The organism is Mesoterricola sp. MK458 (assembly GCF_055384935.1).
Genome location: NZ_AP045075.1, coordinates 4,494,508 through 4,519,440, shown reverse-complemented (window position 1 = coordinate 4,519,440; position 24,933 = coordinate 4,494,508). Strand labels below are relative to the sequence as shown.

Sequence of the window (24,933 nt, the reverse complement as noted above, 5' to 3'; positions counted from 1 at the left end):
AACGCAGCCCCTGGATGCCCACCGCCGGATGTGGATGCCAGGGGGCCCAAGGGCGCCGGCGGGGGGGGCGACGGTACGAATCGCGAATCCTTGGAATGCGAATCCCAGGATAGCTCCCCCCGCGGGCCCGTCCAGCATTCATCCTGGGGAAGCGGCCCGGGGCGAGGTTCAGCCGGGAGGCAATTCCAGGACGGCGCCGCGGCTGGCGCTGGTCACCAGGTGGGCGTAGCGGCCCAGCCACCCCCGCGTGATCCTGGGCGCGGGGCGGACCCACGCGGCGCGCCTGCGTTCCAGCTCCCCGTCGTCCACCAGGACGTCCAGGGTCCGGGCGGGGATGTCGATGCGGATCCGGTCCCCGTCGCGCACCAGGCCAATGGGGCCCCCCTCCATGGCCTCGGGGCTGGCGTGGCCCACGCACAGGCCCGCGGTGCCGCCGGAGAAGCGCCCGTCGGTGACGAGCGCCACGGACCTGCCCAGGCCCTGCCCCTTGATCATGGCCGTGGGCGAGAGCATCTCCGGCATGCCCGGGCCCCCCCGCGGCCCCTCGTACCGGATGATCACCACGTGGCCGGGCTTCACCTGGCGGAGCATCAGGGCCGCGAGGCACGCGTCCTGGCTTTCGAAGACCAGGGCCTCGCCCTCGAACACCAGGCACGAGGGGTCCACCCCGGCGCTCTTGACGATGCTGCCCTGGGGCGCGATGTTGCCGAAGAGCACCGCCAGGCCCCCATCGGCGGAGAAGGGATCCTCCAGGGACCGGATCACCGCCGGGTCCCGGGTGGAGGCGGAGGCGATGGTCTCGCCCAGGGTCCTGCCCGTCACGGTCGGCGCCTCCAGGTCCAGGAGGCCGGGACGGCGGCTGAGCTCCTTGAGGATGGCGCTGATCCCCCCCGCGCGGTCCACGTCCTGGATGTGCACGTCGGGCACCGACGGAGAGACCTTGCAGATGCACGGCGTCACCGCCGAGATGGCGTTGAGCCCGGCCAGGGGGAAGTCCACCCCCGCCTCGTGGGCGAAGGCCAGCCCGTGGAGCACCGTGTTGGTGGATCCGCCCATGGCCATGTCCAGGGCGAAGGCGTTGCGCAGCGAGGCCAGGGTCACCAGGTCCCGGGGCTTGAGGTCCCGTTCCAGCAGATCGAAGATCTGCAGGGCCGCGGCCCTGGCCAGGAAGGGGCGCCGGTCGTCCACGGCGGGGATGGTGCCGTTGCCCGGCAGCGCCAGGCCGATGGCCTCCAGGAGGCAGTTCATGGAGTTGGCGGTGAACATGCCCGAGCAGGAGCCACAGGTGGGGCAGGCGCTCGCCTCGATGGCGTCCAGCTCCCCTTCGGTCATCTCGCCGCTCTGCACCTTGCCCACGCCCTCGAACACGGTGATCAGGTCGGACCGCCCGCCGCCGGGCTTCTGCCCGGCCAGCATCGGCCCCCCGGTGACGAAGAGGGTGGGGATGTTCACCCGCAGCGCGCCCATGACCATGCCGGGGGTGATCTTGTCGCAGTTCGAGATGCAGATGAGGGCGTCGAAGCAGTGGGCCGTGGCCATGGTCTCCACCGCGTCGGCGATGAGCTCCCGGCTGGGCAGGGAGTAGCGCATCCCCAGGTGGCCCATGGCGATGCCGTCGTCCACGGCGATGGTGTTGAACTCGAAGGGCACCCCGCCCGCCTCGCGCACCGTGTCCTTCACCACCTTCGCGAACTCGTGGAGATGGGTGTGGCCCGGAACGATGTCCGTGTAGGAATTGGAGATCCCGATGAACGGCTTGGCGAAGTCCTCGTCCTTGAGGCCGGCGGCCCGGAGCAGGGCGCGGTGCCCGGCGCGTTCAATGCCCTTCTTGACGGTGTCCGATCGCATGGCGAGGCTCCATGGACCGGATTCTATCCCCTCCGGCGCCCGTCCCCGAGCAGTTGTGGATTCGCGAATGGACCTAATCGAATTGCCAATCGTCGGCCCGGAATTACCTGCCCAGGGTCCGGAACCGGTCCTTCAGCACCCGGGCCCGGTGCAGGTACGAGGTGAGGCCCAGGGCGGCCAGGACCAGAAGCAGGACCCAGATGCCCCGGGGCCAGAGGACCGGGATCAGCGCCGCCGGCGCCGCCACGCACCCCAGAGCCAGGAGCCGCAGTCCCGAGCGGCGGCCCGAGGTTCCCTTCACCCGCAGGAGGGGACCGGCGTGGAGGCCCCACAGGAGGATGAGGCAGACGAAGAACGCCGCCAGCGGCAGGGCCGCGGCCGCCCCCGGGGCGCCCCACGCCACCGCCAGGCATCCCAGGACGGCCACGGCCAGCGACCCGTAGTAGGCGGCCTTCAGGGGGGCGGAGACGGTCCAGGCCGGGAACAGGTCGGGCGGGACGGCGTTTTTCGGGCCCGGAACCTGCCCCATGAGTTCCTCCGTCCACCGGCAGAACTGCGCGGTCAGGGCGCCGGCCTCGAAGCGCTTCCAGGTGTCGCGCCCCAGGCGGCGCAGGGTGTCCTGCCGCTCCGGGTCCGCCTGCAGGGCCCGGATCGCCGCCACCCAGGCGTCGGGATCCAGGTAGTCGTCGATGATGATGCCGGCCTCCCCCGCGGCCTCGGGAAGGCCCCCCACCCGGCTGCCCATGAAGAGGAGCCCCGCGGACTGGGCCTCGGGGCCCATGCGGCCGAAGGGTTCGGCCCAGCGCGAAGGCATCAGGACCAGCCAGCTTTCCCCGTAGAACGCCTCCTGGGAAAGGAACCCCGAGACCCGCACGTTGGGGTGGCGCCGGGGATCGTAGCCGCAGTTCGCGGCATTGCCCCTTCCCGAAAGGAGGAACGACTGGTCCGGCATGCGCTCCGCGATCTTCAGGAACAGGTCGGCGCCCTTGCTGGACTCGGCGGACGCCATGCTGATGCACTTCCCGCCCGGCCCCGGGGGCAGGGCCACGGGCTGGACCGCCGGGTACAGCACGGACGCGTCGTGCCGCCCCAGCAGTTCGTTGGCGAGATCCGCCATGTACCGGGACGGGGCCAGGATCCGGTCGAATTGCCGGAGGATGGCCTTCGTGACGAACACGGGGGCGGTGCCCGCCACCGGGCAGAGGGCGCAGAAGTGGTCGCAGGTGGCCTGGGCCACCAGGTCGGGGCAGAGGGTGCGGCCGTCGTGAAGGCAGGTCATGACCGGCACGCCCAGGGTCCTGGCCACCTCGAGGCCCAGGGGATGGGCGCCGAACTGGGCGTAGATGGCGTCGGGCCTGGCGGCCAGGGCCTCGCTCCGCATCCGCCCGGGGTTCCCCACCGGGATCATCTCGACCCCTTTCAGGCTGGACGGTGCATCCTTGCCCCAGAAGACGGCGACGGCGCGCCCCCCCGAGGCGACCCAGGACTCAAGCAGTAATTTATCAGTGACTTCCGCACCGCCCAGGCCCGGATGATAGCTGGAACCCAGGAAAAGCAACGTCCCGCGGGCCATTGGACCTCCCGGAACCCAGCCTAGAAGGTGGGAAAGATTCGCGTCAATGCGGCAGGGGGCGTACCCCTCAGCCCGGGTAGCACCCCGGCACCCGCAGCCCCGCCCCTTCGGGCAGCCCCAGCGCGAGGTTCATGCACTGCACGGCCTGGGAAGCCATGCCCTTGCCCAGGTTGTCGATGGCGGTCAGCACCGCGCCGTTTTTCCCGTCCGAAGCCGTGGCGAGGTCGCAGAAGGCGCTGCCGGCCACGGCGCCCACCCGGGGGGAGCCCGCCACGATGCGCACGAAGGGGGCGTCCCGGAACGCCTCGGCGGCCCTGGCGGCGAGGCCCTCGCCGGTGAGGCCCGCGGGAAGCCGGAACTGCAGCGACATGAAGATCCCCCGCACCATGGGCGCGCTCTGGGGCACGAAGGCCAGGTCGCCCTGGATGCCCAGCTCCGCCATGGCGGCGTTGACTTCGGCCATGTGCTGGTGGGCCAGAGGCTTGTAGGCCCGGAAATCCTGGGCGCGCAGGGGGTGGTGGGTGCCTTCCCCGGGGGCGGCGCCGCTGCCGCTGGAACCGGTGGAGCCCGTGGCGGCCAGGAAGCCCACGTCCAGCCCGCGCAGGGGCAGGAGGGCCAGCTCCAGGGCGGTGGCGAAGCAGCCCGCGCAGGCCACGCGCCGGGCTCCTGCCAGGGCCTCCCGGTTCCATTCGGGCTGGCCGTACACGAAGCGGGAGCGGTGCTCCACGCCGCGGAAGTCGGTGCTCAGGTCCAGCAGCAGGACCTTGTCCGCGATGCCCGCGTCCTCCCAGGCGCGCTCCAGGCCGGGCAGCAGGGCCGCCAGCTCCCCGTGCGGCAGGGCCGAGAAGACCACGGGCTGTTCGCTCCCCCCGAAGGCGGACCAGTCGATGGCCGCCTCCAGGACGCCGGGCACGAGGCCCCGCAGGTTCGGGTGGACGTCCCCGAAGGCCCGGCCCGCGTGGCGGGAGGTGCCCCGCAGGCTCGCCACGTCCGGATGGCCCGAGAGCCAGCGCAGAAGCTCCCCGCCCCCGTAGCCGGAGGCGCCCAGGATTACGGCGTCGATCCTCACGGCTTCACCTCCAGGGCGGCCCGCACCTTCTCGAGGACGAGCGCCCCCAGTTCCCGCGCCTGGGACCGGGCGTTGTGGGCCGGCAGGCCCAGGGTGGCCACGAAGCGGCCTCCCACGCGGTTGTCCGTGGCCGGCCCGGCCACCACGTCCACCTGGATGCCGTAGGCCTCCTTCAGGTTCCGGACGCCGCCCTCCACGCCCACGGGATCGTTGGCGCACAGCACGTAGGCCGCGCCCCAGGCCCGCAGACCCTCGTCCTCGAGGATGGCCTGGACGCCGTACTCGCCCATGATGCCGTCGCCGGTCTCGGCGACGATCAGGTCCACGCCCCGGTCCGCGAGCTCCGAGAAGATGGCCCGCGCCGCGCCGGGGGCCGTGGCGGGCCCGGTGCAGGTTACACCGGCGTCCGTGAAATCCAGGATGGCCTCGGCCCCGTAGTCCTGCATGGCCAGGATGTCCCGCTGCAGGCTCACGCCCGTAAGCTTGGCGCCGCCGACCTTGTAGCCCGCCTGGGTGAAGGCGCGCACCAGGACGCAGGCTGCGAGGGTCTTGCCCGCGTTCATACAGGTGCCGGCCACGTACACCACCGGCACCGGAGCGGCATGGGGCTTGCCCTGCACCGCCTTCTCCTGGATGAAGGCCGGCTGGCCCAGGCGGCTTCCGAACTGGGGGAAGGAGAGCACCTGGCCCAGCACCTCCACCTCGAAGGGGGCGCCCACGCCCGGGTTGCTGGACACGCAGTGGCCCAGCACCCCGCCCAGGTTGAGGAGGTGGAGCCGGTCGCCGGGGGCGACCTTCGTGGGCAGCACGCCCTCGTAGCCCTGCAGCGCGTTGCGGTGGCCCAGGGCCCCCACGATGATGTCGCCGTCGTGCAGCACGCTCATGCGGCCGTGGACGTCCTCCAGTTCGTTGTAGACGGTCTTCTCGCCGCAGATGCGGCCGGCGATGACCGAGCCTTCCCGGGCCTCGATGGTCTCGCCCAGGGTGACCCAGCGCCCCAGGCCCATGTTCCGCGTCACCGAGGCGATCTTGTCCAGGTGGATCCGCATCGAAGCTCCCTTCATCCCTTGGCCTTCAGGGCGATCATCTGGGGCACGCCGAAGATGTGCGCGAAGCCCGCGGCCTCGGCGCCCGTCCAGAGCCGGGTGCTCTCGCCGTAGCTGGCCATGTCCGGGCGCACGAGGCTGCGCGGGGACTTCACGCCCTGCACCGCGAAGGCGCGGGGGCGAAGCTCCAGGCGCACCTCGCCGGTCACCGCGTCCTGGGTGGAGGCCAGGAAGGCCTCCAGGTCCCGGCACAGCGGGTCGAAGAAGTGCCCCTCATGCAGGAGGCTGCCGTAGAGGTTGCCCAGGGATTCCTTCCAGAAGAGCTGCTTGCCCGTGAGCACGAGCTTTTCCAGTTCCCGGTGGGCGGTGATGACCAGGTGCGCGCCGGGGGCCTCGAAGGCCACCCGGCCCTTGATGCCCAGGATGGTGTCGCCCAGGTGGATGCCGCGGCCGATGCCGTAGGCGCTGCCGATCCCGTTTAGGGCCTGGATGACGCCCACGGGGCCCAGGTCCGCGCCGTCCAGGGCGACCGGCACGCCCTTGGCGAAGCCCAGCACGAGGGTGCGCACCGGGGCCAGGGGGTCCACCTCCCCGCCGGGATAGGCCTCCTCGGGCAGGTTCTGCCAGGGGTCCAGGGTCTCCTTGCCGCCGATGCTGGTGCCCCACATGCCCTCGTTGACGCTGTAGGATTCCACCTTCTCGGGGAAGGGGAAGCCCCGCTCGGCCAGGTACGCCCTCTCCTCGGCGCGGCTGGGGGCCAGTTCCCGGATGGGGGCCAGGAGGGCCAGATCGGGCGCCAGGGCCCGGAAGGCCACGTCGAAGCGCACCTGGTCGTTGCCGGCGCCGGTGGAGCCGTGGGCCAGGGCCGTGGCCTGGATCTCCCGGGCGTGGGCCACAACCCGCCGGGCCTGGCACACGCGCTCGGCGCTCACCGACAGGGGGTAGAGCCCGCCCCGCAGGACGTTGCCCGCCACCAGGTGGCGCAGGTAGTCCTGGAACAGCTCCTCCCGGGCGTCGAGGGTGGCGTGGGACGCCGTGCCCAGCCTGGCGGCCATGTCCTCGATGCGGGCCAGCTCCGCCGGGGAGAAGCCGCCGGTGTCCACGGTGACCGTATGCACCTCGTGGCCCAGCGACTTGAGGTAAAGGACGCAGTAGGAGGTGTCGAGGCCCCCGGAAAAGGCGAGAAGGACGCGGTGGCTCATTTGGCACCCCAGGCGAAGAGTTGTTCGTAGGTCGTTTCGAGGAAGGCCCGGCGGCCCTTGATCCAGGCCGCCGACGAGGCCAGGGCCTCGGCGGTGCGCTCCAGGCCCAGGCGCACGGGAACCGCGGATTCCGGGCGGAAGGTGCCGTCCTGGATCTCGCGGGCCACCTGCACGTAGGCATCCCGGAAGGGCTGGCCCTCCGCGGCGAGGCGGCAGGCCCGGGCGGCGGCGTGCAGCTCCTGGGTGATGGCGGCGGCGCAGGCCTCGCGGTCCACCTGGAGCCCGGGCAGGAGCCGGGAGGTGATGCGGAAGAGTTCCTCGCCCTTGCCGAGGAGCTCCACGAAGGGGGCCTTCAGGAGCTGGTGGTCCCGGTGGTAGCTGGAGGGAAGGCCCCCGGCCAGGTGTCCCAGGAGGCCCGCCAGGCCCCGCAGCTCCCGGCAGCGGGCCCGGGCCAGCTCGAGGGCGTCGGGGTTCCGCTTCTGGGGCATGAGGCTGCTGCCCGTGGTGAAGGCGTCGGGCAGGGTCACGAAGCCGAAGGATTCGGTGCTGTAGAGGTTCAGGTCCCAGAGGGCCTTCTCGAGGGTGCCGGCGGCGGAGACGATCCAGGCGGCCATGGCCTGCTCGTACCGGCCCCGGCTGTTCATGACGTCCATGGGGCTGTTCTGCACGCGGCTGAAGCCCAGGAGCGAGGCGCTGCGGCCCCGGTCCACGGCCACGGGGGCCCCGAACCCGGCGGCGGCGCCCAGGGGGCACCGGTCCAGGCGGCCCCACAGGGCCGGCAGGGCCTCCAGTTCCTCCAGCAGACCTTCCGCGAAGGCCGAGGCCCACATGCCCCAGGTGGCGGGCATGGCCTTGCGCAGATGGGTGAAGCCCGGCAGGGGCGTGGCCTCCTCCCGCCCGGCCAGGTCCAGGAAGGCCCGGGCCGCGGCGTGCATGGCCAGGCCCAGGTCCAGGGCCCGGTCCCGCATGAAAAGGCGCAGGGCCGTGGCCACCTGGTCGTTGCGCGAGCGCGCCAGATGGATGCGCCGGCCGGTCTCCCCGAGGCGGCGCTCCAGGGCGTGCTCCAGGGCGGTGTGGCCGTCCTCCTCCTCGGGCAGGATGCCCAGCTCCCCCCGCAGGGCCTCCCGGCGCAGGCCGTCCAGGGCGCCCACCAGGGCCCGGGCCTCGGCTTCGGCCAGGAAGCCGGTTTCGCCCAGCATTCGCGCGTGGGCGGCGCTGCCGGCGGCGTCGCTGGCGAGGAGGTTCAGGTCCGTTTCGGGGTCGTCCCCCACGGTGAAGCGGTGGAGCTCCTCGTCCAGGGGGAGGTCCTTGGCCCAGAGCGGCTTAGACACGGCTGGCCTCCTTGGCGTATTCCCGGGCCAGGGCCGCGTAGAAGGCGATGCCCCCTTCCAGCTCGGCCAGGGAGATCCATTCGTCGGGGCGGTGGCTGCGGTGGGTGTCGCCGGGGCCGGCCTTCACGGCGGGAAGGTGGGCCAGGAAGGCCCAGTCGGAGGCCGTGGCGGAGCCGCGGGGGGCCTTGCGGCCTGAGGCGGCCAACGCCGCCTTCACCACCGGCTCCGAGGCGTCGGTGGCCACGGCCTCGTAGCGCATGGAGTGGACCGCCACCTCGCTCTCCAGCAGGAGCGCGATGCGTTCCGCCGTCGCCTTGTGGTCCAGGTTGGGGGTGGTGCGCAGGTCCACGAAGAACTCGCAGCTGTCGGGCACCTGGTTGCGGGCCCTTCCCCCCTGGATCTGGGTGACCTGGGCGCGCGTCTCGCCCAGCAGCGGATGGGGCTCGAAGGTCAGGGCGGCCAGCTTCTGGATGTCCCGGGCGGCCTTGTGCACGGCGTTCTCGCCCAGGGGGCTGTGGGCCACGTGGGCGGCTTCGCCCCGGGCGGTGCAGCGCAGGATGAGCATGCCCCGCTGGGCCGCGCAGATCTCCAGGCCGGTGGGTTCGCCCACCACGGCGGCGTCCAGCCTGCCCAGGTCCGGCAGCACCTCCCGGATGCCCTTGCCGCCCACCTCTTCGCCCTCGGTGAAGGCGAACACGGCCCGGGCCCCCTGGAGGTCGCGCAGCGAATGCGCGGCGAGGATCATGGCGGCGACGCAGCCCTTGGCGTCGTTGGCGCCCAGGCCCGTGAGGCGGTCGCCGTTCCAGGACGGCGTGAAGGGGTCGCTGCTCCAGCCGTCGCAGGGGGGAACGGTGTCCAGGTGGCTGGCGAAGAGGATGCGGGGCCCCTCCGTGCCCACCTCGAACCACAGGCTGTTGCCCGTGCGGCGCACCTCGAAGCCCTCGGCGCCCAGCAGGGCCGCCACGTGGTCCGCGAGGGCCTGCTCGGCGTGGGACACGCTGGGAATGGCCACCAGGGATTCCAGGAGGGCCCCAGGGGCCATCATGGCGCCACCTCGTTGCGGTCCCGGACCAGCATGGTGCCGCTGCCCTCGTTGGTGAACACCTCGGCCAGGATGGCGTCGGGCCTGCTGCCCGAGACCAGGTGGACGCTCTTCACGCCGCCGTCCAGGGCCCGGCGGGCCGCGGTGATCTTGGGCTTCATGCCGTCCTTGATGGCGCCTTCCAGCTCCGCCAGGGTCTGCAGGTCGGCCAGGGGCACCAGGCTGGTGGGTTCGGCCATGTTCCGCAGGAGTCCGGGCACCTTCAGGATGAAGAAGAGCTTCTCGACCCCCAGGGCCGCGGCGATCTCGGCGGCGATGGTGTCGGCGTTGGTGTTGAGCACCTGGCCCTCCGGGGTGGCCGAGAAGGGCGCCACCACGGGCACGTAGCCCCCGTCCAGCAGGTGCATGAGCACCGCGGGGTCCACGGCGTCCACGTCGCCCACCAGTCCGTAGTCCACCTCGGCCACGGGCCGCTTGTGGGACTTGACCAGGCCCGCGTCCTGGCCGGAAAGGCCCACCGCCGGGAGCCCGGCGACCTCGAGCGCGGCCAGGAGATCCATCTGGACCCGGCCCTTGAAGGCCATGCGGGCGGCGTCCAGCACCGGGGCCGACGTCACGCGCCGGCCGGCGACCTTGGTGGTCTCCAGGCCCAGCTCGCCGCAGAGCGCGTCCAGGCCGGCGCCGCCGCCGTGAACGATCACCAGGGGGATGGAGAAGCTCCACAGCAGGGCCAGCTGGGCGCACACGGCCTTCCGCAGGGCGGGATCCTCCAGGATCTCGCCGCCGAGCTTGACGACGAAGGGCTTGCCGCGGAACTTGCGGACGTACTTGGCGGCGTTGTGCAGGGCGTCAAAGGGATTCGAGGAACGTACCATGGTCTAGGCCTCCAGCAGCCACTGGACCAGGGACCGCTGCACGTGGAAGCGGTTCTCGGCCTCGTCCACCACCCGGCTCCAGGGCCCGTCCAGGACCCCGTCGGCCACCTCGACGTTGCGGCGCACGGGTAGGCAGTGCATGAAGATGGCGTCCTGGGCGGCCTTGCGCATCAGGTCGGGGGAGCAGATCCAGTCGGGGTGGTCCTTGACGGCATCGGCCTTCAGGCCGCCCTCGGTGGAAGGGCCCCAGGCCTTGGCGTAGATCACGCGGCTGCCGGCGGCCGCCTCGCCCTGGTCCTTCGTGAACGACACGCTGCCGCCGGCGCCCTTGGCCAGGGCCTGGGCCTGGGCGATGACCTCGCCCTGGAGCTCGAAGCCCTCGGGGTGGGCCACGCGCACCTCGCAGCCGGCCGCGGCGGCGGTGAGCAGGAAGCTGTTGGGCACGGCCTTGGGGAGAGGCTTGATGTGGGGGGCCCAGGTGAGGGTCACCGGCAGGCCCTTGGTGGAACCGAAGGTCTCCCGGGCCGTCATGAGGTCGGCGAGGCCCTGGCAGGGGTGCTCCCGGGCGCTCTCCATGCTGAGGGTGGGCACGGTGGAGTGGTTCCGGAAGCCGTTCATGACGGGATCCGCGTGGTCCTCGGCGTCGCTGGCGCCCGAGGCGAAGGTGCGCACGGCGAGCAGGTCCACGTAACGCGCCAGGACCGGCGCGGCCTCCCGGATGTGCTCGGCCCGGTCGCCGTCCATGACCGCGCCGGCGCGGTCCTCCAGCTTCCAGACGCCGTTGCCCACTTCCAGCACGATGGCCGAGCCGCCGCCCCGGGCCATGACGGCCTCGAAGGAGGCGCGGGTGCGCAGGCTGGGATTGAAGAACACCATGCCGAGAATCTTGTCCACCAGATGCTTGGGGTGCTGTCCGGCCTTCCACCGGATGGCCCGGGCGAGGATCTCCTCGAGGCCCTCGATGCCGAAGTCGCTGATGCCGGTGGCGTGTCTCATTTGGAATCTCCTGCGGGGAAGGTGCGGACGGCTTCGGCCAGGGCGTCCACCGCGGCCCGGGTCACGTTGAGGGGGGGCATGAGCCGCAGCGCGTCGGGGTCGCCGCTGCCGCCCACGAGGATCTGCTTGTCCTGGAGGTGGGCCTTGAGCTGCTTCGCCCGGCCCGGCACCACCAGGCCCAGGAGCAGGCCCGAGCCCCGCACCTCGGTGACGCAGGTTCCCGCGAGGGCGTCGCGGATCTCCTGCTCGCGCACGAAGACGTTCTGCAGCAGGCCCTCCTGCCGGATCACCGTGAGGGTGGCCAGCAGCGCGGCGCAGGCCAGGGGCCCCCCGCCGAAGGTGCTGCCCAGGTCCCCGGGCTTCACGGAGGTGGCGGCCTCGGCCGAGAGGAGCAGCGCCCCCATGGGCACGCCCGAGGCCAGGCCCTTGGCGGAGGTGATCATGTCGGGGCGGACGCCGTGAAGCCCCGCGGCGAAGGGATGCCCCAGGCGGCCCATGCCGGTCTGGACCTCGTCGTAGATGAGCATGGCGCCCGCGGCCTTCGTCTTCTCCCGGACCTTCACCATGAAGGGTGCGGAGGCGGGCCGGATGCCCGACATGCTCTGGATGGGCTCCATGATCACGCCGGCCACGTCCGAGAAGTCGGCGGCCTCCAGGGCCTCCACGTCGTTCCAGGGAAGCCGCAGGCAGGGCGCGAGGAGGGGCTCGTAGGGCCGGGTGATGGCGGGGTCGTCGGTGACCGAAAGGGCCAGGGTGGAACGCCCGTGCCACCCGCCCTGGAAGGCGGCGAACCGGTGCCGGCCGGTGAGCCGGCACGCCATCTTGAGGGCGTTCTCGTTGGCCTCGGCGCCGCTGTTGCAGAAGAAGATCGAGGCCATGCCCGCGTCCCGTCCGGACTCCGCGAAGTCCAGGAGGGCCTTGGCCGCCCGGGTGCGCACGGGCAGTTCCGCGGCGGTGCTGTAGAAGATCAGCTCCCGCGCCTGGACCGCGATGGCCTCGGCCACCAGGGGGTGGGCGTGGCCGGTGCTGGCCACGCAGTGCCCGCCGTAGAAGTCCCAGTAGCTCCTTCCCATGGGATCGAAGACCCGGTCCCGTTCGCCCCGGAGCAGGGGAAAGGGAAAGGGGGTGTAGGTGGGGAGGAGGGCGGGGGGCTGCAAATTTGCGGTCATGGGTTGCAAAAACACGGAAATACCGGTCATGTAATGCAAATTGTGCGCGCCCAGGAAACCGGGGTCAAGGGGAAATGCTGTGACGGTACAGCGAATTCCCTGTCATGAATCCGTCAAGGACACTTGCAAATTTGTGCAAATCAATGCAAATTAGGCCCATGAACCTGGACGAGGCCATTCTCCGCCATCTCTCCCACCTGGACATCACCGAGCAGGGGGATCTCCTGGAACGCCTGCGGATGGAGGGCTTCGACCTGACGCTCTCCACCCTCTCCCGGCACATGAAAAAGCTCAACATCCGCAAGGAGGAGGGCCGCTACCGCCGCGCCCAGCCGGCCCTTCCCCCCTCCCACCCCTACACGCTGCAGAAGATCCCCCCCACCCTGCTCATCCTGAAGACCACCCCCGGCTACGCCCAGGCCATGGCCCTGGCGCTGGACCAGGCCGGACTGCCCTCCCTGGCCGGAACCCTGGCCGGGGACGACACCATATTCGCGGCGCCGACCAACGCCGCATTGCTTGATAAACTGGAGGCCGAAATCCGGGAACGACTGATTCGAGGCATCTGAAACCGGCCTGCGACGCGGGCCCCAACCAAGGAGCAGCGCATGTCCTTAATCCAGGAGTTCAAGGCCTTCGTGGCCAAGGGAAACGTGGTGGACCTGGCCGTTGCGGTCGTGGTCGGCGGCGCCTTCGGGGAGATCGTCAAGGCCTTCGTGAACGGAATCGTGATGCCGCTGGTGAGCTATGTGCTGCCGGCCAACATGGTCTGGGAGCAGTGGGCCGTGGGCAAGCTGCGCATCGGCGTGGTGCTGGGCGCCACCCTGAACTTCCTCATCATCGCCGGCGTGGTGTTCCTCATCCTGGTGAAGCTGCTGGGCGCCCTGATGAAGAAGAAGGAGGAGCCCGCGGCCCCCACCACCAAGCCCTGCCCCCAATGCCTGGAGGCGATTCCCCTGGCCGCCAAGCGCTGCAAGTTCTGCACAAGTCAGGTCGACTGACCGCTCCGTGACGGTTTCCACAAATAGAAGACTGTAAGGTAGTTGAAAGGCCGCCGGTCCTATACTGCGGGCGGACCCTTCACGGAGCACGTCTTGTTCGACCAGCCCACGGAACGCGAAGTCCGGGAACTCATCGAGTCCCAGGGTTTGCGTTACGAGGCCGGGGTGGATGAGCGGGTGGGCTGGTACGAAAACGGGCGCCTCGCGGCCTGCGGCGCACGGAAGGGCTATGTGCTCAAGATGCTGGCCATAGCTCCAGAATTCCGGGGCACGGAAATCCTGGGCGCCCTGGTGACCCGGCTCGTGCTGTCGGGCCTGTCGGCGGGCCACGAGACCGTCTTCCTCTTCACCCGGCCCCAGAACGCCGGGATCTTCGAGGCCCTGAACTTCCGGCTCCTGGCCACCCACGGCACCGCGGCCCTGCTGGAGCACGGGCCCGGCCTGGAGGCCTACTTGGCCTCCCACCCCGCCGCCCCGGGCCGGAACGGCGCCATCGTCGTCAACGGGAACCCCTTCACCCTCGGGCACCTCCACCTGGTGGAACGGGCCGCGAAGGAGGTGGACCGGCTCTTCCTGTTCGTGGTGAGCGAGGACTGCTCGGCCTTCCCGTTCGCGGTGCGCCTGCGCCTGGCCCGGGAGGCCACGGCCCACCTTCCCGGCGTCACCGTCCTGGAGACCTCCCGGTACGCGGTGTCCGCCGGGACCTTCCCGTCCTACTTCCTCAAGCGCCAGGACGAGGCCGCCCAGGCCCAGATGCGCCTGGACCTGGACCTCTTCGCGCATCGCATCGCCCCGGCCTTCCACGTCGTCCACAGGTTCGCGGGGGCCGAGCCCCTCTGCCCCGCGACCCGGGCCTACAACGCCGCCATGGCCGAGGTCCTGCCCGCGGCCGGCATCGCCCTCACCGAGGTGCCCCGCATCGAGGCCGGGGGCGCCCCCGTGAGCGCCACCCGGGTGCGCGCGGCCTTCGCGGCCGGCGACTTCGCGGCCCTGGCGACCCTCGTCCCCCCATCCACCCTCCAGTTTCTCAGATCCGACGAAGCCCGGCCCATCGCCGGGCGCCTCAAGGGAGCCTAGCCCATGCAGATACACCGCAAGTCCACCGCGGGCACCATGCAGTCCAGCGACCTCATGGTCGTGGTCGAGCCCGCCGAAACCCTCCAGATCGACATCGAATCCACCGTGAAGAAGCAGTTCGAGCACCTGATCCGGGCCCGCATCGAGACGACCCTGCGGGACCTGGGCGTGGCCACGGGCCACGTCCGGGTCTCGGACCGGGGCGCCCTGGACTACGCCATCGCCGCCCGGGTGGAAACCGCCATTCACAGAGCTTCCCAGGAGTAGTCATGGACAAGGTATGGTCCCGCGAATGCGTCACAGGCCGGCGCTTCATCATCAAGATCCAGCCGGGTGCGCGCATCGTTCCCACCCTCCTGGAATTCTGCAGCGAGCAGAACATCTCCTTCGCGTCCATGGTGTCGGCCATCGGTTCGGTGCGTGAAGTGGAGTTCCGCGACATCCAGACCGGCGCCCACCTGCCCCTGACCGAGCCCAGGACCCGCAAGCACCGCGTGGAAGGCCCCCTGGAGATGCTCGGGCTCTCCGGCAACATCGCCCCGTGCGCCGACAAGAAGCTGGGCGCCCGGTTCCACATCCTGGCCTCCAAGGCGGGCGGGGAAGTGGTGGGCGGCCAGCTGTTGGACGCCGAGGTCTTCGCCACCTGCGAAATCGTGCTGGCCGAGTACCTGGTGACGGGCATCGAGCGCTACCACTCCACCTCGAGCGGCGTGGACACCCTCTTCTTCGAAGAAAGGTAGGGGACCCATGAGACTCCGCCGTTCCCTGCTGTACGTTCCCGGCAACATGCCCGGGATGCTCCAGAACATCCCCGTCTTCGAGGCCGACGTCGTCATGGTCGACCTGGAGGACGCGGTCCCCCTCCAGGAGAAGGACGCCGCGCGCCTCCTGGCGCGGAACTTCCTGCGGTCCTACACCGACCGCAACAAGGAGATGTTCGTCCGGATCAACGGGCTCGACACGCCCTACGCCCTGGACGACCTGCGGGAGATCCTCCCCGCCCTGCCCGACGGGATCCGCCTGCCCAAGGCCGACAACCCCGAGGTGGTCGAACGGCTCGACACCCTGCTCACCGAGCACGAGGAGCAGCTGGGCCTGGAGATCGGCCACTTCAAGATCATCCCCTCCATCGAAAGCGCCGAGGGCGTGCTGAACTGCGTGCAGACCGCGGTCAGCTCCCCGCGCCTGGTGGCCCTGGCCTTCGGCGCCGAGGACTTCACCGCCTCCATGGAGATCGACCGCACCAAGACCGGGGAGGAGCTGTTCTCCGCCCGCACCCAGATCGTCTGGGCCGCCAAGGCGGCGGGCCTCCAGGTCATCGACACCATCTTCCCCGACGTGAACGACATGGAGGCCCTCCGCACGGAGACGGCCCTCATCAAGCGCCTGGGCTTCACGGGCAAGTCCCTGGTCAACCCCAGGCAGATCGAGATCATCCACGAGGTGTTCCGCCCCTCCGCCAAGGAGATCGAGCACGCCCTGGAAGTCATGGACGCCATCAAGCGCGCCCGGGAGATGGGCACCGGCGTGATCTCCCTGAAGGGCCGGATGGTGGACGCGCCCGTCGTCACCCGCGCCGCCCGCGTCCTGAAGACGGCCATCGCCTTCGGGATGATCGACTTTGACCTGACCGACGAGGTGATCCATGGCGAAAAATAGCCTCGGCCGAGAGATCCCGGCCCAGTGGAGGGGCCGCACCCTCGACCCCTACGTGGACCCCTGGAACAAGAAGCCCGAAGTGCTGAGGGCCACCCGGCCCCTGGTGCGCCGCCACCCCTCCGACTCCAAGCTCCTGCCCAGCCTGCGGGCCGCCCTGGAGAAGTGCGAGCTCAGGGACGGCATGAACATCTCCACCCACCACCACCTGCGCAACGGGGACCTGCTCCTGAACCTCCTGGTGAAGGAGATGGACGCCATGGGCCTCAAGGACATGGGCATCGCCTCCAGCTCCATCCACGACGTGCACGCCGAGATCATCCCCTACATCCGCAAGGGCGTCATCACCCGCATCGAGACCGGCGTCAACGGGCTCATCGCCCAGATGGTGAGCAAGGGCGAATTGAAGTGCGACATCATCGTGCGCAGCCACGGCGGCCGGGCCCGCTCCCTGGTCACCGGCGAGGTGGAGGTGGACGCCGCCTTCATCGCCGCCCCCTGCTGCGACGTCACCGGCAACATGAACGGCGTGCACGGGAAGTCGGCCTGCGGCTCCCTGGGCTACGCCTACACCGACGCCCGCTACGCCAAGAAGGTCGTGGCCGTCACCGACAACCTGGTGCGCTACCCCGCGGCCCCCATCAGCATCTCCCAGTCCGACGTGGACTACGTGGTCCAGATCGAGTCCCTGGGCGACCCGAGCAAGATCGTCTCCACCACCACCCGCGTCACCCGCGACCCGGCGGGGCTGCTCATCGCCAAGTACGCCTCCGAGGTCATCCACGCCTCGGGCCTGCTCAGGGACGGGTTCTCCTTCCAGACCGGCGCCGGGGGGACCTCCCTGGCCGTGGCCGACAACGTGCGCCGCCTCATGGCCGAGAACAAGGTCAAGGGCAGCTTCGGCTGCGGGGGCATCACGGGCTATTTCGTCGACATGCTCGAGGAAGGCTACTTCGAGACGCTGTTCGACGTGCAGTGCTTCGACACCCGGGCCGTGGACTCCATGCGGCGCAACCCCTGCCACCGGGAGATCTCGGCCGACCTGTACGCCAGCCCCTTCAACCGCGGCTGCGTGGCCAACATGCTGGACTGCGTGATCCTGGGCGCCACCGAGGTGGACGTGGACTTCAATGTCAACGTCAACACCGAGTCCAGCGGCTACCTGCTGCACAACACGGGCGGCCACTGCGACGTGGCCGCCGGCGCCAAGCTGGCCATCGTGGTGGCCCCCTCCATGCGCGGCCGGCTCCCGGTGGTGCGGGATTCCGTCACCACCGTCACCACCCCCGGCGAGACCGTGGACGTCATCGTCACCGAGCGCGGCATCTGCGTCTCCGCCAAGCACGCCGACCTGGTGGCCGAACTGAAGCGCCGCAACCTGCCGGTGAAGGACATCCACCAGTTCCACGAGGAGATCACCCGGGTGACCGGCAAGCCCCGGCCCGTGGAGTTCGAGGACGAGGTGGTGGCGCTCGTGGAATACCGGGACGGGTCCATCATCGACGTGATCCGGAAGGTCCATGAATAGCGTGTTCCTGGAGGCCCGCGACGCCCGGGAGCGCGAGCTCCACCGGGCCCTGGCCCAGCGGGGCGGCGCGGCCTCCATCCTGTTCGTGGGCTGCAACGTCCCCGGCCCCGCCAAGCTCCGTCCGGGCCTTTCCCGCCTGGCCCAGGGGGCCCTGGACGGGCTGGAGGTCCCGGCGGCCCATTCCGGTTTCGACGCCCTGGGCCCCTTCCACATCGCCTTCTCCGACGGGGACCCGCTCCGGATCAAGGCCGCCGCCGTCGCCCTGGAGGCCCTGACCCCCTCCGGGCGGATCCTGGACATCGACGTCTACCGCCCCGACGGAACGCAGGTGGACCGGGCCTCCCTGGGCCTGCCTCAGCGCCCCTGCCTCCTGTGCGACGAGCCCGCCCGGGAGTGCATCCGCGCCGGGCGCCACCCCCAGGCCGAACTCCTGGCCAAGGTTGACGCCCTGCTCCGCGAGCACGGCACGCCCCGGCGGCTCCCGCCCGGGACGCTGGCCGCCGCCCTCCACCAGGGCGCCCTGCGCGAGCTGGACCTCACCCCCAAGCCCGGGCTCGTGGACCGCCGGGACGCGGGCTCGCACCCCGACCTCACCTTCGAGGCCATGCGGACCTCGGCGGACCTGCTCCCCCGGTACTACGAGGACCTCCTGGAGCGCTTCGGCGAGGGCCGGTCCCTGGACGAGCTCACCCAGGCCGGCCGCGACGCGGAGGACCGCATGCTGCGCGAGATCGGCACCAACGGCCACAAGGGCTACATCTTCCTTTCCGGCCTGACCCTCCTGGCCGCCTGCCAATGCAAGGGCCGGTTCGACCAGCTCCGGCCTTCCATCCGGGATCTGGCGGCGCGGTTCTTCGCAACCTGCCCGCCCCAGGGCACCCACGGCGCGGACCTCCGGGCCCGCCAGGGCCTGGGCGGCATCCAGGCCGAAGCCCTCGAGGGCCTGCCTGCGGTGTTCGAGCACGGCTGGCCCGCCTACCGCAGGGCCCTGGAGGCCGGCCTCGAGCCCCGCCTCGCCGGTTTCCACCTCATGGCCGCCCTCATGGTGGCGGTGGAGGACACCACCGCCGTGCGCCGCTGCGGCCCCGGAGGCCTGCAGCGCCTGCGCCAGGACGGCCAGGACCTCCAGGCGCTCCTGGACATGGGCCGGGACCCCGAACCCTTCCTCGCGGCCTTGAACGAGGACTACCGGCGCATGAACCTCACCATGGGAGGCGTGGCCGACTGCATGGCCCTCACCTGGGCCCTGCACGCCGCATCCGCCTGAACGGACCTCCGTCCCCCGGGCGACGCCCCATTTCCACCCGCAGCGACGCCCACGGGCGTCTACAATGCCCACGATCCGGAAGGCCGTCCCCGTCCGTATCCGCGTGATCAACGCGCTGGAAACCAGAATCGGTGAGCAAGGAATTCCCATGGAACTGCGGGTGCTGGACTGGGTCGTCATCGCCGCCTATTTCATCTTCAACCTGGCCATCGGACTGTACTACCGGCGTCGCGCCACGGGTTCCACGGACGCGTATTTCGCCGGCGACCGGAAGGTGGGCTGGTTCCTGGCGGGCACCAGCATGGTGGCCACCACGTTCGCCGCCGACACGCCCCTGGCCGTCACCGGCCTGGTCGCCAAGCACGGCATCGCCGGCAACTGGCTCTGGTGGAACCTGCTGCTCAGCGGCATGCTCACGGTCTTCTTCTTCGCGAGGCTCTGGCGCCGCGCGGGGGTGCTCACGGACGTGGAGTTCGCCGAGATCCGCTACGCGGGACGGCCCGCGGCCTTCCTGCGGGGATTCCGGGCGGTCTACCTGGGGCTGCCCATCAACTGCATCATCCTCGGCTGGGTCAACCTGGCCATGGTCAAGATCCTGATGGTGATCTTCCCCGCCCTGGACAAGCTCCACGCCCTGGGCCTGGTGTTCTGCATCATCCTCCTGACGGCGGGCATCAGCACGCTGTCGGGCCTCTGGGGCGTGCTTGTGACCGACCTGTTCCAGTTCGTGTTGAAGATGGGCATGGTCATCGTGCTGGCGTACGACTCGGTCAAGGCCGCGGGAGGCATGGGCGGGATGGTGGCGAGGCTCAGGGCCATGGACGCGGCGAGGGATGGCGGCAGCATCCTGGACTTCGTCCCCGCCATGGACAGCGCCTGGATGCCGCTGCTCACCGTCTTCGTCTACATCGCCGTCACCTGGTGGGCGACCTGGTACCCCGGATCCGAACCCGGCGGGGGCGGCTACGTGGCCCAGCGGATATTCTGCGCCAAGGACGAGCGGAACTCCCTCCTGGCGACCCTCTGGTTCGCCATCGCCCACTACGCCATCCGGCCCTGGCCCTGGATCCTCACCGCCCTGGCGAGCCTCGTGCTCTACCCCACGCTGGCGGACAAGGAATCCGGCTACATCAAGCTCCTGATGGATCCCAGCGTCTTCCCGCCCGCGCTCCGGGGCGTGATGATCGCCGCCTTCGCGGCGGCCTACATGAGCACCGTGGCCACCCAGCTCAACTGGGGCGCCTCGTACCTGGTGAGCGACGTGTACCGGCGGTTCCTGAATCCGGGCAGGGAGGACAGGCACTACGTCCGGGCCGGCCAGGCCGCGACCCTGCTCCTCATGGTGGCCAGCTGCGTGGTGACCTGGTTCCAGACCGACATCGAGGGGGCCTGGAAGCTCCTCATGGCCATCGGCGCGGGCACCGGCAGCGTGCTCATCCTCCGCTGGTTCTGGTGGCGCATCAACGCCTGGAGCGAGATCACGGCCATGGCGGCCAGCTTCCTGTCCAGCATGGCGCTCCAGCACGTCTTCAGGTTCGACGCGGGCGACCCGCGGGAGCTGGCCATCCAGATCCTCATCTCGGTGGGGGTGTCCACGGCGGCGTGGCTGGGGGTGACCCTCCTCACCGGCCCCGAGCCGGACGCCGTGCTCCGCGCCTTCTACCGCAGGGTCCGCCCCAGCGCGCTGATGTGGGGACCCGTGGCCCGCGCCTGCGCCGACGTCGTGCCCCGGAACGACCTGGCCACCGCCTTCCTGGACTGGCTCGCGGGCTGCGTCATGGTCTACATGGCCCTGTTCGGGGTGGGGAAGTGCCTGTTCGGAGCCTGGGGGCCGGGCCTGGGCTTCCTCGGCGTCGCGGCCGTGTGCGGAGGCTTCCTCCACTGGCACCTCCGGCTTCAGGAGGGGTCCTAGTCGGCCTTTTTCTTCAAGTGCCCCTCGAACTGTGCGGCGAGTTCGGCCAGCCCCAACAGCCGGGCCACGCTCAGCGGAGTGTCTCCCTGTCTATTGGCCAGCAGGGGATCCGCGCCTGCGTCAAGCAGGGCCTGGACGATGGCGGGCCCGCCGGAAGAGAAGCCAGGAATGGACTTCCAGGCCAAGGCCGCACTCAGGAGGGGGGTCGTTCCGATCTCGTCCTCGTCGTTCACCCGCGCACCCGCACTCAGGGCCTCCTGGACAAGGGGGAGCGAACCGGTCGTGGCGCAATAGGCCAGGATGGAGAGTCTGCCCTCGATCCGCGTGGATGGGTCGAGGCCGTGCCGGAGCCAGAAGCGGACCCAGAAGACCATTTCCGGGCCACCCACGGACAGCTCGCCATTCCGGAAAAGGGCCGCCTTCCGCTCCTGCGGCATGGCGCGGACGAAGGGGACGGGGTACCAGGGGGGCCCCAGGCCTTCCGCCCCGGCGTTGTGCAGGACACCGGCCAGGGCGAGGTAGGCATCCGAGTCGATGGGGATGGCCTTCTCCACCAGGAGGTGCATCGCGGGCAACAGGGTCCCGGAACGGGAAACCACGATGGACTGGATGGCATTCAAGGCCATTTCCGGAGAATCCAGTTCCGTGGCGAAGAGGCCCCACAGGTCCCGGTACGGTTCCAGCCCCACGAACGCGTGATGCCACGCGCCCAGCAGAGGGGCGTCGGAAGGGATCTCCATGGGCCGGAGCCTGGAGAAGCGGCCCTCGTTCTCCAGGGAACGGATGGCGAAATGACCCGGCTTGAAGGCCCATTCGAAGACCTGTTCCCGGTTGATGGAAAAGGTGAAGGTCCCGAACTCCGATTCGGTCTCCCCTCCCTTGGCGGCAACGCAGGCGAAGAACCGGCCCGGTGCCGACACCAGTTGGCAAAGGCGATCGAGCTTGCCGGTGGCCTGGGAGAGGGCCCGGCCCTCCTCCCAGGGGGCGTTGAGGATGGGATCGGGGAGCAGGTGGGCGATGAGGTTCAGCATGTTCCGGAGGCCCGTGCCCTTGAGGTTGTGGCTTCCGTTGCCATAGACGATGGGCAGGGGGTCCCCGGGGCGGTTGAGCCCGGAGACGAGTTCGCTCCATGCGTCCCGGGCCGCCTGGGTGGTCTGGCCGGAGACCTGGGGGAAAGCCCGGTAGAACGCATGGAGCGCCGCCAGTTTTTCGGTGGGGGGAGCCGGGAACCGGTGAAGGAAGGCGGTGAAGAGGTCTTCGGAAAAACGTCCATCCCGGGTCAAGGCGATGTTGAAGAAATTGCGCAGGGAGGTTTCCCCGCAGTCCGGGTAGAGGGCACCGCCGTGGCGGGCCATGCCGTAGTTGACCAGGGCGGGAATGATTCCCTTGGTGCGCTGGGATTCCAGGAACACGGCGATCTCGTCCGGAGGCACCGGCCCACATCCACCTGCCCGGTGCACCTCCATGCGTTCCAGGACGCCAGGCACCACAGCGTCGGACCAGGCCGGGTCGAACGGCGGAAGGGGCCCTCCCTGGGGCGGCCCGAGGAGCAGGTCCGGACTGAAGGCACGGTACAGTTCATCCACATGGTCCGCCACCGTCCAGGCATAGCCCAGGAGGGCCATCTCCACCACCCGTGGAGGGTAGGCGCGCCCGCCGTCGGCCACTTCCTCGCGAACGCCCCGGGCGAGCATCGTGGCGAAGGCGCCCAGGATCCGGTTGTGCCCCGATTCCTGATCGCCAGTGGCGCCCCCCAGGATCCGGACCACGTCGGCGCGCAGTTCCCGCTCCGCCTCTTCGGGCGAGGTCGTGGCCCTGGAGGAGGAGGCGCCGCGCGTGTCCTCCATGGAACCCTTTCGGAACGTGATCGCGTCCAGGAGGGCCAGGATCCTGGGCAACCCCTGCTCGCGGTCCCTGGACAGCGCTCCGATGGGGTCCTTCGTGCGCTGGTTGGGCACGAAATTCGCGCCGTCCGGGGACGGGAAAAGGTACTGGATCACCCCGGCCACCGCATCCTGGGGGTGGTCGTTGGCCCCACGGAGGCCGGGGTGCCTGGGAAGGTCCGCCCGGGGCGCCGGGCCGTAGGCCCCATAAAGGCGCAGGTTCCGGAGCAGGCCCGACTTGAGGGAGACCATGCCCCAGAGGGGGGAGAGTTCCCGGTGGGCGGGATCCGTCTGGCCGTAGATGCCCACCGCCTGCTCCACGGGGATCTCGGCCGACACGGCCAGGCCCAGGGTGAAGGGAAGGATGGGCAGGATGCGGAGGATGCGCATGGGGCTCTTTTCGATAAATTACCCATAATGCGTGCCCAGGATCACCAGAAGGTTCCCTGGAAATCCGAGGCGCCGGTCGGGACGCGCCGGACCCTGCTAGGAGGCTGTCCAAGTATTCCTCGGCCCCGCGATGATGGCACCGGCCATGGCAAGACAAGGCACGCGAGGAGAGCGATTCGGGTAATCGTTCGACGAGCGTAACGCGGGATTGCCGTGGCCGCTGCCATCACCCGTAGGGCGGCGCCTGGAAGCCCGCTTCTCGTGTGCAAGCCCCTTGAAAATATGACCTATATTTCCTGCGGGTCTTGCGCTCGATAATCGGGCTTCCAGGCGCCGTCGCGGGGCCGAGTAATACTTGGACAGCCTCCTACGCGATGGAAACCTTCACCCCGGCCTCCCGGAGGTTCGCGAGTTCGGCCGCATCCGCGCTGGCGTCCGTGATGAGTTCGCTGATCTGCGTCACCGGGCAGATCCTGGCGAACGCCATGCGGCCCACCTTCGAGCCGTCGGCGACCACCACGGTGCGCCGGGCGTGGTCGATGAGGGCGCGGTTGGTGTGGGCCTCCACGTCGTGGTGGGTGGTGAGGCCGCCCTGCACGCTGATGCCGTCGACCCCCACGATGGCCAGGTCCAGGTGGATGCCGTCGAGGCTGGCTTCCGCCAGGGGGCCCACCAGTTCGTAGGATTCGCTCCGGGCCGTGCCCCCCGTGACGATGAGCTTGATGTTGGGGCGCAGGGCCAGGTCCGAGGCGATGTTCAGGGCGTTGGTGACGATGATCAGGCCCGAGCGCATGGCCAGGGCCCGGGCCACCTCCGTGGTGGTGGTCCCGCCGGTGAGGCCGATGGAGACCGTGCTTTCACCGAGCGCCTCCAGGGCCGCGGCCGCGATGCGGCGCTTCTCGTCCTTGTGGCGCCCGCCGCGGTACCTCAGGGGCAATTCGTACACGAGGCTGTTGGCCACCGCACCCCCGTGGGTGCGGGAAAGGAGATGCTGGTCCTCGAGCATTTCCAGATCCCGCCGCACCGAGGCGGTGGAAACGCCCAGTTCCTGGGCGAGATCCGTCACCCCCAGCGTACCTTGTTTTGAAAGCCGATCGAGGATCAGGCCCAGACGTTCTTCCTGTCGCATTCTTCAAAAATACCATCAAAAAGGAAATCCTGTCTGTTGCTTCTTGTTTACTTCTGCTTAAAATCAATCACGAACAATCAACATTGCTGTAACATTGCGATGCAAACCCCACTTCCCGCGGAGGGCCCGCCATGCTGTCCAACCACCTCGTCCCCAGGGCCCTCGCCGCGTTGGCGTGCGGGGCCGTCCTGCCCCTCCTGGCCGCGGATCCCGCGCCGACCTTCGATTTCAAGGTGCGCACGGGCCTCACGGCCGGCGACATCCGGCGGGACCACGACGACAACAAGGCCCTGGGCTTCGCCGTGGCCGGGCGCTTCCCCCTGGGCCCCTCCCGCGCCTTCACCGTCGAGCTCGGGTTCGACGTCATGCCCGGCCAGGCCCACGACGTCATGCCCACCTCCGGCACCGTGCACTACAGGCCCGAGGCGCCGGTCACGACCTACGGCGGCGAACCCCTCTACCTGAGCCCCTCCAATTCCATCGATTTCCGCAAGGAGCGCAGCCAGGGCTTCAGCCTCCGGGGCTCCTACACGGACAAGCTCGGATCCGGCTCCCTGTACTGGTTCGCCGGCGCCAGCCTCGACCTGTACAAGGTCACCGCGGAGCTGAGCGGCACGCTCATCCCCGTCTACGGCACGGACCCGGCCACGCCGGTTCCCGGCTACGTGCCCCTGGACCCCTCGGATCCCGGCGGCGACGTGAAGGACTACTACGAGGGCTGGGCCATGAGCCGGGAGAAGACCCGGCTGGCCGTGGGCGCCCACGCGGGCCTCGGCGTGGCCCTCACCCAGGACTTCAAGCTCGAGCTGACCGTCCGGAACATCGGCATGAACCACTTCGAATACAAGCCCTTCACCTACACCGGCAAGGCCCCTGTCCTCGAGGAAAGCACCCGCCGCGGGTTCGTATTCGAGCTGGCCCTGGCCTTCCGCATCTGAC

General features: G+C 70.0%; 22 protein-coding genes. 10 read left to right on the top strand and 12 right to left on the bottom strand.

Translation table 11 applies throughout. From position 1 onward, the window contains the following. Positions 1–168: 168 nt before the first annotated feature. The 10 genes from ilvD to ACZ5LB_RS19665 all read right to left on the bottom strand — a co-directional run bounded on the left by ilvD (position 169) and on the right by ACZ5LB_RS19665 (position 12,151). Complete coding sequence (ilvD, locus tag ACZ5LB_RS19710; RefSeq protein ID WP_464603912.1) at positions 169–1,848, bottom strand: dihydroxy-acid dehydratase; 1,680 nt, start codon at positions 1,846–1,848, stop codon at positions 169–171. A gap of 103 nt (positions 1,849–1,951) precedes the next feature. Beyond that, the gene (locus ACZ5LB_RS19705; protein WP_464603911.1) at positions 1,952–3,421 is read right to left on the bottom strand and encodes a glycosyltransferase; all 1,470 of its coding nucleotides are present in this window, start codon (positions 3,419–3,421) and stop codon (positions 1,952–1,954) included. Between the two features lie 67 nt (positions 3,422–3,488). Next, positions 3,489–4,490, bottom strand: a complete 1,002-nt coding sequence (gene argC, locus ACZ5LB_RS19700) for an N-acetyl-gamma-glutamyl-phosphate reductase (RefSeq protein WP_464603910.1) — start codon at positions 4,488–4,490, stop codon at positions 3,489–3,491. Beyond that, entirely contained in the window at positions 4,487–5,539 is a 1,053-nt protein-coding gene (locus tag ACZ5LB_RS19695; RefSeq protein ID WP_464603909.1) for a hypothetical protein, read from the bottom strand. The genes argC and ACZ5LB_RS19695 overlap by 4 nt, the downstream gene beginning before the upstream one ends. Before the next feature lie 11 nt (positions 5,540–5,550). After that, entirely contained in the window at positions 5,551–6,738 is a 1,188-nt protein-coding gene (gene argG / locus ACZ5LB_RS19690; RefSeq protein WP_464603908.1) for an argininosuccinate synthase, read from the bottom strand. After that, positions 6,735–8,069, bottom strand: a complete 1,335-nt coding sequence (locus ACZ5LB_RS19685; protein ID WP_464603907.1) for a lyase family protein — start codon at positions 8,067–8,069, stop codon at positions 6,735–6,737. Before ACZ5LB_RS19685 ends, argG begins: the two co-directional genes overlap by 4 nt. Beyond that, the gene (locus ACZ5LB_RS19680; protein ID WP_464603906.1) at positions 8,062–9,114 is read right to left on the bottom strand and encodes a M20/M25/M40 family metallo-hydrolase; all 1,053 of its coding nucleotides are present in this window, start codon (positions 9,112–9,114) and stop codon (positions 8,062–8,064) included. Before ACZ5LB_RS19680 ends, ACZ5LB_RS19685 begins: the two co-directional genes overlap by 8 nt. After that, positions 9,111–9,986: an acetylglutamate kinase gene (gene argB / locus ACZ5LB_RS19675; RefSeq protein WP_464603905.1), complete on the bottom strand. Its 876-nt coding sequence runs from the start codon at positions 9,984–9,986 to the stop codon at positions 9,111–9,113. The genes ACZ5LB_RS19680 and argB overlap by 4 nt, the downstream gene beginning before the upstream one ends. Positions 9,987–9,989: 3 nt before the next feature. After that, positions 9,990–10,982 carry an N-acetylornithine carbamoyltransferase gene (locus tag ACZ5LB_RS19670; RefSeq protein WP_464603904.1) on the bottom strand — a complete coding sequence of 331 codons (993 nt, stop codon included), beginning with the start codon at positions 10,980–10,982 and terminating at the stop codon, positions 9,990–9,992. Then, complete coding sequence (locus ACZ5LB_RS19665) at positions 10,979–12,151, bottom strand: aspartate aminotransferase family protein (protein WP_464603903.1); 1,173 nt, start codon at positions 12,149–12,151, stop codon at positions 10,979–10,981. The genes ACZ5LB_RS19670 and ACZ5LB_RS19665 overlap by 4 nt, the downstream gene beginning before the upstream one ends. Before the next feature lie 143 nt (positions 12,152–12,294). On the opposite strand from ACZ5LB_RS19665, the gene ACZ5LB_RS19660 reads away from it, so the two are divergent. The 9 genes from ACZ5LB_RS19660 to ACZ5LB_RS19620 all read left to right on the top strand — a co-directional run bounded on the left by ACZ5LB_RS19660 (position 12,295) and on the right by ACZ5LB_RS19620 (position 20,592). Further along, positions 12,295–12,720 carry an arginine repressor gene (locus ACZ5LB_RS19660; protein WP_464603902.1) on the top strand — a complete coding sequence of 142 codons (426 nt, stop codon included), beginning with the start codon at positions 12,295–12,297 and terminating at the stop codon, positions 12,718–12,720. A 39-nt stretch (positions 12,721–12,759) separates the two neighbouring features. Then, the gene (gene mscL, locus ACZ5LB_RS19655) at positions 12,760–13,152 is read left to right on the top strand and encodes a large conductance mechanosensitive channel protein MscL (RefSeq protein ID WP_464603901.1); all 393 of its coding nucleotides are present in this window, start codon (positions 12,760–12,762) and stop codon (positions 13,150–13,152) included. Positions 13,153–13,245: 93 nt separating this feature from the next. Beyond that, on the top strand, positions 13,246–14,229 hold the full coding sequence (locus ACZ5LB_RS19650) for a [citrate (pro-3S)-lyase] ligase (RefSeq protein ID WP_464603900.1): 984 nt from the start codon (positions 13,246–13,248) through the stop codon (positions 14,227–14,229). A 3-nt stretch (positions 14,230–14,232) separates the two neighbouring features. After that, the gene (citD, locus tag ACZ5LB_RS19645) at positions 14,233–14,496 is read left to right on the top strand and encodes a citrate lyase acyl carrier protein (RefSeq protein WP_464603899.1); all 264 of its coding nucleotides are present in this window, start codon (positions 14,233–14,235) and stop codon (positions 14,494–14,496) included. A gap of 2 nt (positions 14,497–14,498) precedes the next feature. After that, a complete protein-coding gene (locus ACZ5LB_RS19640; RefSeq protein WP_464603898.1) occupies positions 14,499–14,969 on the top strand; it encodes a PPC domain-containing DNA-binding protein in 471 nt (156 codons plus the stop codon). Between the two features lie 7 nt (positions 14,970–14,976). Beyond that, positions 14,977–15,888, top strand: coding sequence for an HpcH/HpaI aldolase/citrate lyase family protein (locus ACZ5LB_RS19635; RefSeq protein ID WP_464603897.1), 912 nt, complete (start codon positions 14,977–14,979; stop codon positions 15,886–15,888). Continuing rightward, entirely contained in the window at positions 15,875–17,413 is a 1,539-nt protein-coding gene (gene citF / locus ACZ5LB_RS19630; protein ID WP_464603896.1) for a citrate lyase subunit alpha, read from the top strand. The genes ACZ5LB_RS19635 and citF overlap by 14 nt, the downstream gene beginning before the upstream one ends. Further along, positions 17,406–18,680, top strand: coding sequence for a triphosphoribosyl-dephospho-CoA synthase (locus ACZ5LB_RS19625; RefSeq protein ID WP_464603895.1), 1,275 nt, complete (start codon positions 17,406–17,408; stop codon positions 18,678–18,680). The genes citF and ACZ5LB_RS19625 overlap by 8 nt, the downstream gene beginning before the upstream one ends. Positions 18,681–18,828: 148 nt before the next feature. Next, positions 18,829–20,592 carry a sodium:solute symporter family protein gene (locus ACZ5LB_RS19620; RefSeq protein WP_464603894.1) on the top strand — a complete coding sequence of 588 codons (1,764 nt, stop codon included), beginning with the start codon at positions 18,829–18,831 and terminating at the stop codon, positions 20,590–20,592. Here the strand turns inward: ACZ5LB_RS19620 and ACZ5LB_RS19615 are convergent. Then, positions 20,589–22,865 (bottom strand): ankyrin repeat domain-containing protein, encoded by a 2,277-nt coding sequence (locus tag ACZ5LB_RS19615; protein ID WP_464603893.1) that lies wholly within the window; start codon positions 22,863–22,865, stop codon positions 20,589–20,591. The two genes, ACZ5LB_RS19620 and ACZ5LB_RS19615, sit on opposite strands and share 4 nt — an antisense overlap. Positions 22,866–23,232: 367 nt before the next feature. Then, positions 23,233–23,931, bottom strand: a complete 699-nt coding sequence (locus ACZ5LB_RS19610; RefSeq protein ID WP_464603892.1) for a DeoR/GlpR family DNA-binding transcription regulator — start codon at positions 23,929–23,931, stop codon at positions 23,233–23,235. 194 nt (positions 23,932–24,125) lie between these two features. On the opposite strand from ACZ5LB_RS19610, the gene ACZ5LB_RS19605 reads away from it, so the two are divergent. After that, positions 24,126–24,932, top strand: coding sequence for a hypothetical protein (locus ACZ5LB_RS19605; protein WP_464603891.1), 807 nt, complete (start codon positions 24,126–24,128; stop codon positions 24,930–24,932). The last annotated feature ends 1 nt before the right edge of the window (position 24,933 follow it).

Excerpts from the sequence above, each read along its gene's own strand:
- ilvD (WP_464603912.1), bottom strand. The coding sequence starts at position 1,848 with ATGCGATCGGACACCGTCAAGAAGGGCATTGAACGCGCCGGGCACCGC.
- ACZ5LB_RS19705 (WP_464603911.1), bottom strand. The coding sequence starts at position 3,421 with ATGGCCCGCGGGACGTTGCTTTTCCTGGGTTCCAGCTATCATCCGGGC.
- ACZ5LB_RS19695 (WP_464603909.1), bottom strand. The coding sequence starts at position 5,539 with ATGCGGATCCACCTGGACAAGATCGCCTCGGTGACGCGGAACATGGGC.
- argG (WP_464603908.1), bottom strand. The coding sequence starts at position 6,738 with ATGAGCCACCGCGTCCTTCTCGCCTTTTCCGGGGGCCTCGACACCTCC.
- ACZ5LB_RS19680 (WP_464603906.1), bottom strand. The coding sequence starts at position 9,114 with ATGATGGCCCCTGGGGCCCTCCTGGAATCCCTGGTGGCCATTCCCAGC.
- argB (WP_464603905.1), bottom strand. The coding sequence starts at position 9,986 with ATGGTACGTTCCTCGAATCCCTTTGACGCCCTGCACAACGCCGCCAAG.
- ACZ5LB_RS19670 (WP_464603904.1), bottom strand. The coding sequence starts at position 10,982 with ATGAGACACGCCACCGGCATCAGCGACTTCGGCATCGAGGGCCTCGAG.
- ACZ5LB_RS19665 (WP_464603903.1), bottom strand. The coding sequence starts at position 12,151 with ATGACCGCAAATTTGCAGCCCCCCGCCCTCCTCCCCACCTACACCCCC.
- ACZ5LB_RS19660 (WP_464603902.1), top strand. The coding sequence starts at position 12,295 with ATGCAAATTAGGCCCATGAACCTGGACGAGGCCATTCTCCGCCATCTC.
- mscL (WP_464603901.1), top strand. The coding sequence starts at position 12,760 with ATGTCCTTAATCCAGGAGTTCAAGGCCTTCGTGGCCAAGGGAAACGTG.
- citD (WP_464603899.1), top strand. The coding sequence starts at position 14,233 with ATGCAGATACACCGCAAGTCCACCGCGGGCACCATGCAGTCCAGCGAC.
- ACZ5LB_RS19640 (WP_464603898.1), top strand. The coding sequence starts at position 14,499 with ATGGACAAGGTATGGTCCCGCGAATGCGTCACAGGCCGGCGCTTCATC.
- ACZ5LB_RS19635 (WP_464603897.1), top strand. The coding sequence starts at position 14,977 with ATGAGACTCCGCCGTTCCCTGCTGTACGTTCCCGGCAACATGCCCGGG.
- citF (WP_464603896.1), top strand. The coding sequence starts at position 15,875 with ATGGCGAAAAATAGCCTCGGCCGAGAGATCCCGGCCCAGTGGAGGGGC.
- ACZ5LB_RS19625 (WP_464603895.1), top strand. The coding sequence starts at position 17,406 with ATGAATAGCGTGTTCCTGGAGGCCCGCGACGCCCGGGAGCGCGAGCTC.
- ACZ5LB_RS19620 (WP_464603894.1), top strand. The coding sequence starts at position 18,829 with ATGGAACTGCGGGTGCTGGACTGGGTCGTCATCGCCGCCTATTTCATC.
- ACZ5LB_RS19615 (WP_464603893.1), bottom strand. The coding sequence starts at position 22,865 with ATGCGCATCCTCCGCATCCTGCCCATCCTTCCCTTCACCCTGGGCCTG.
- ACZ5LB_RS19605 (WP_464603891.1), top strand. The coding sequence starts at position 24,126 with ATGCTGTCCAACCACCTCGTCCCCAGGGCCCTCGCCGCGTTGGCGTGC.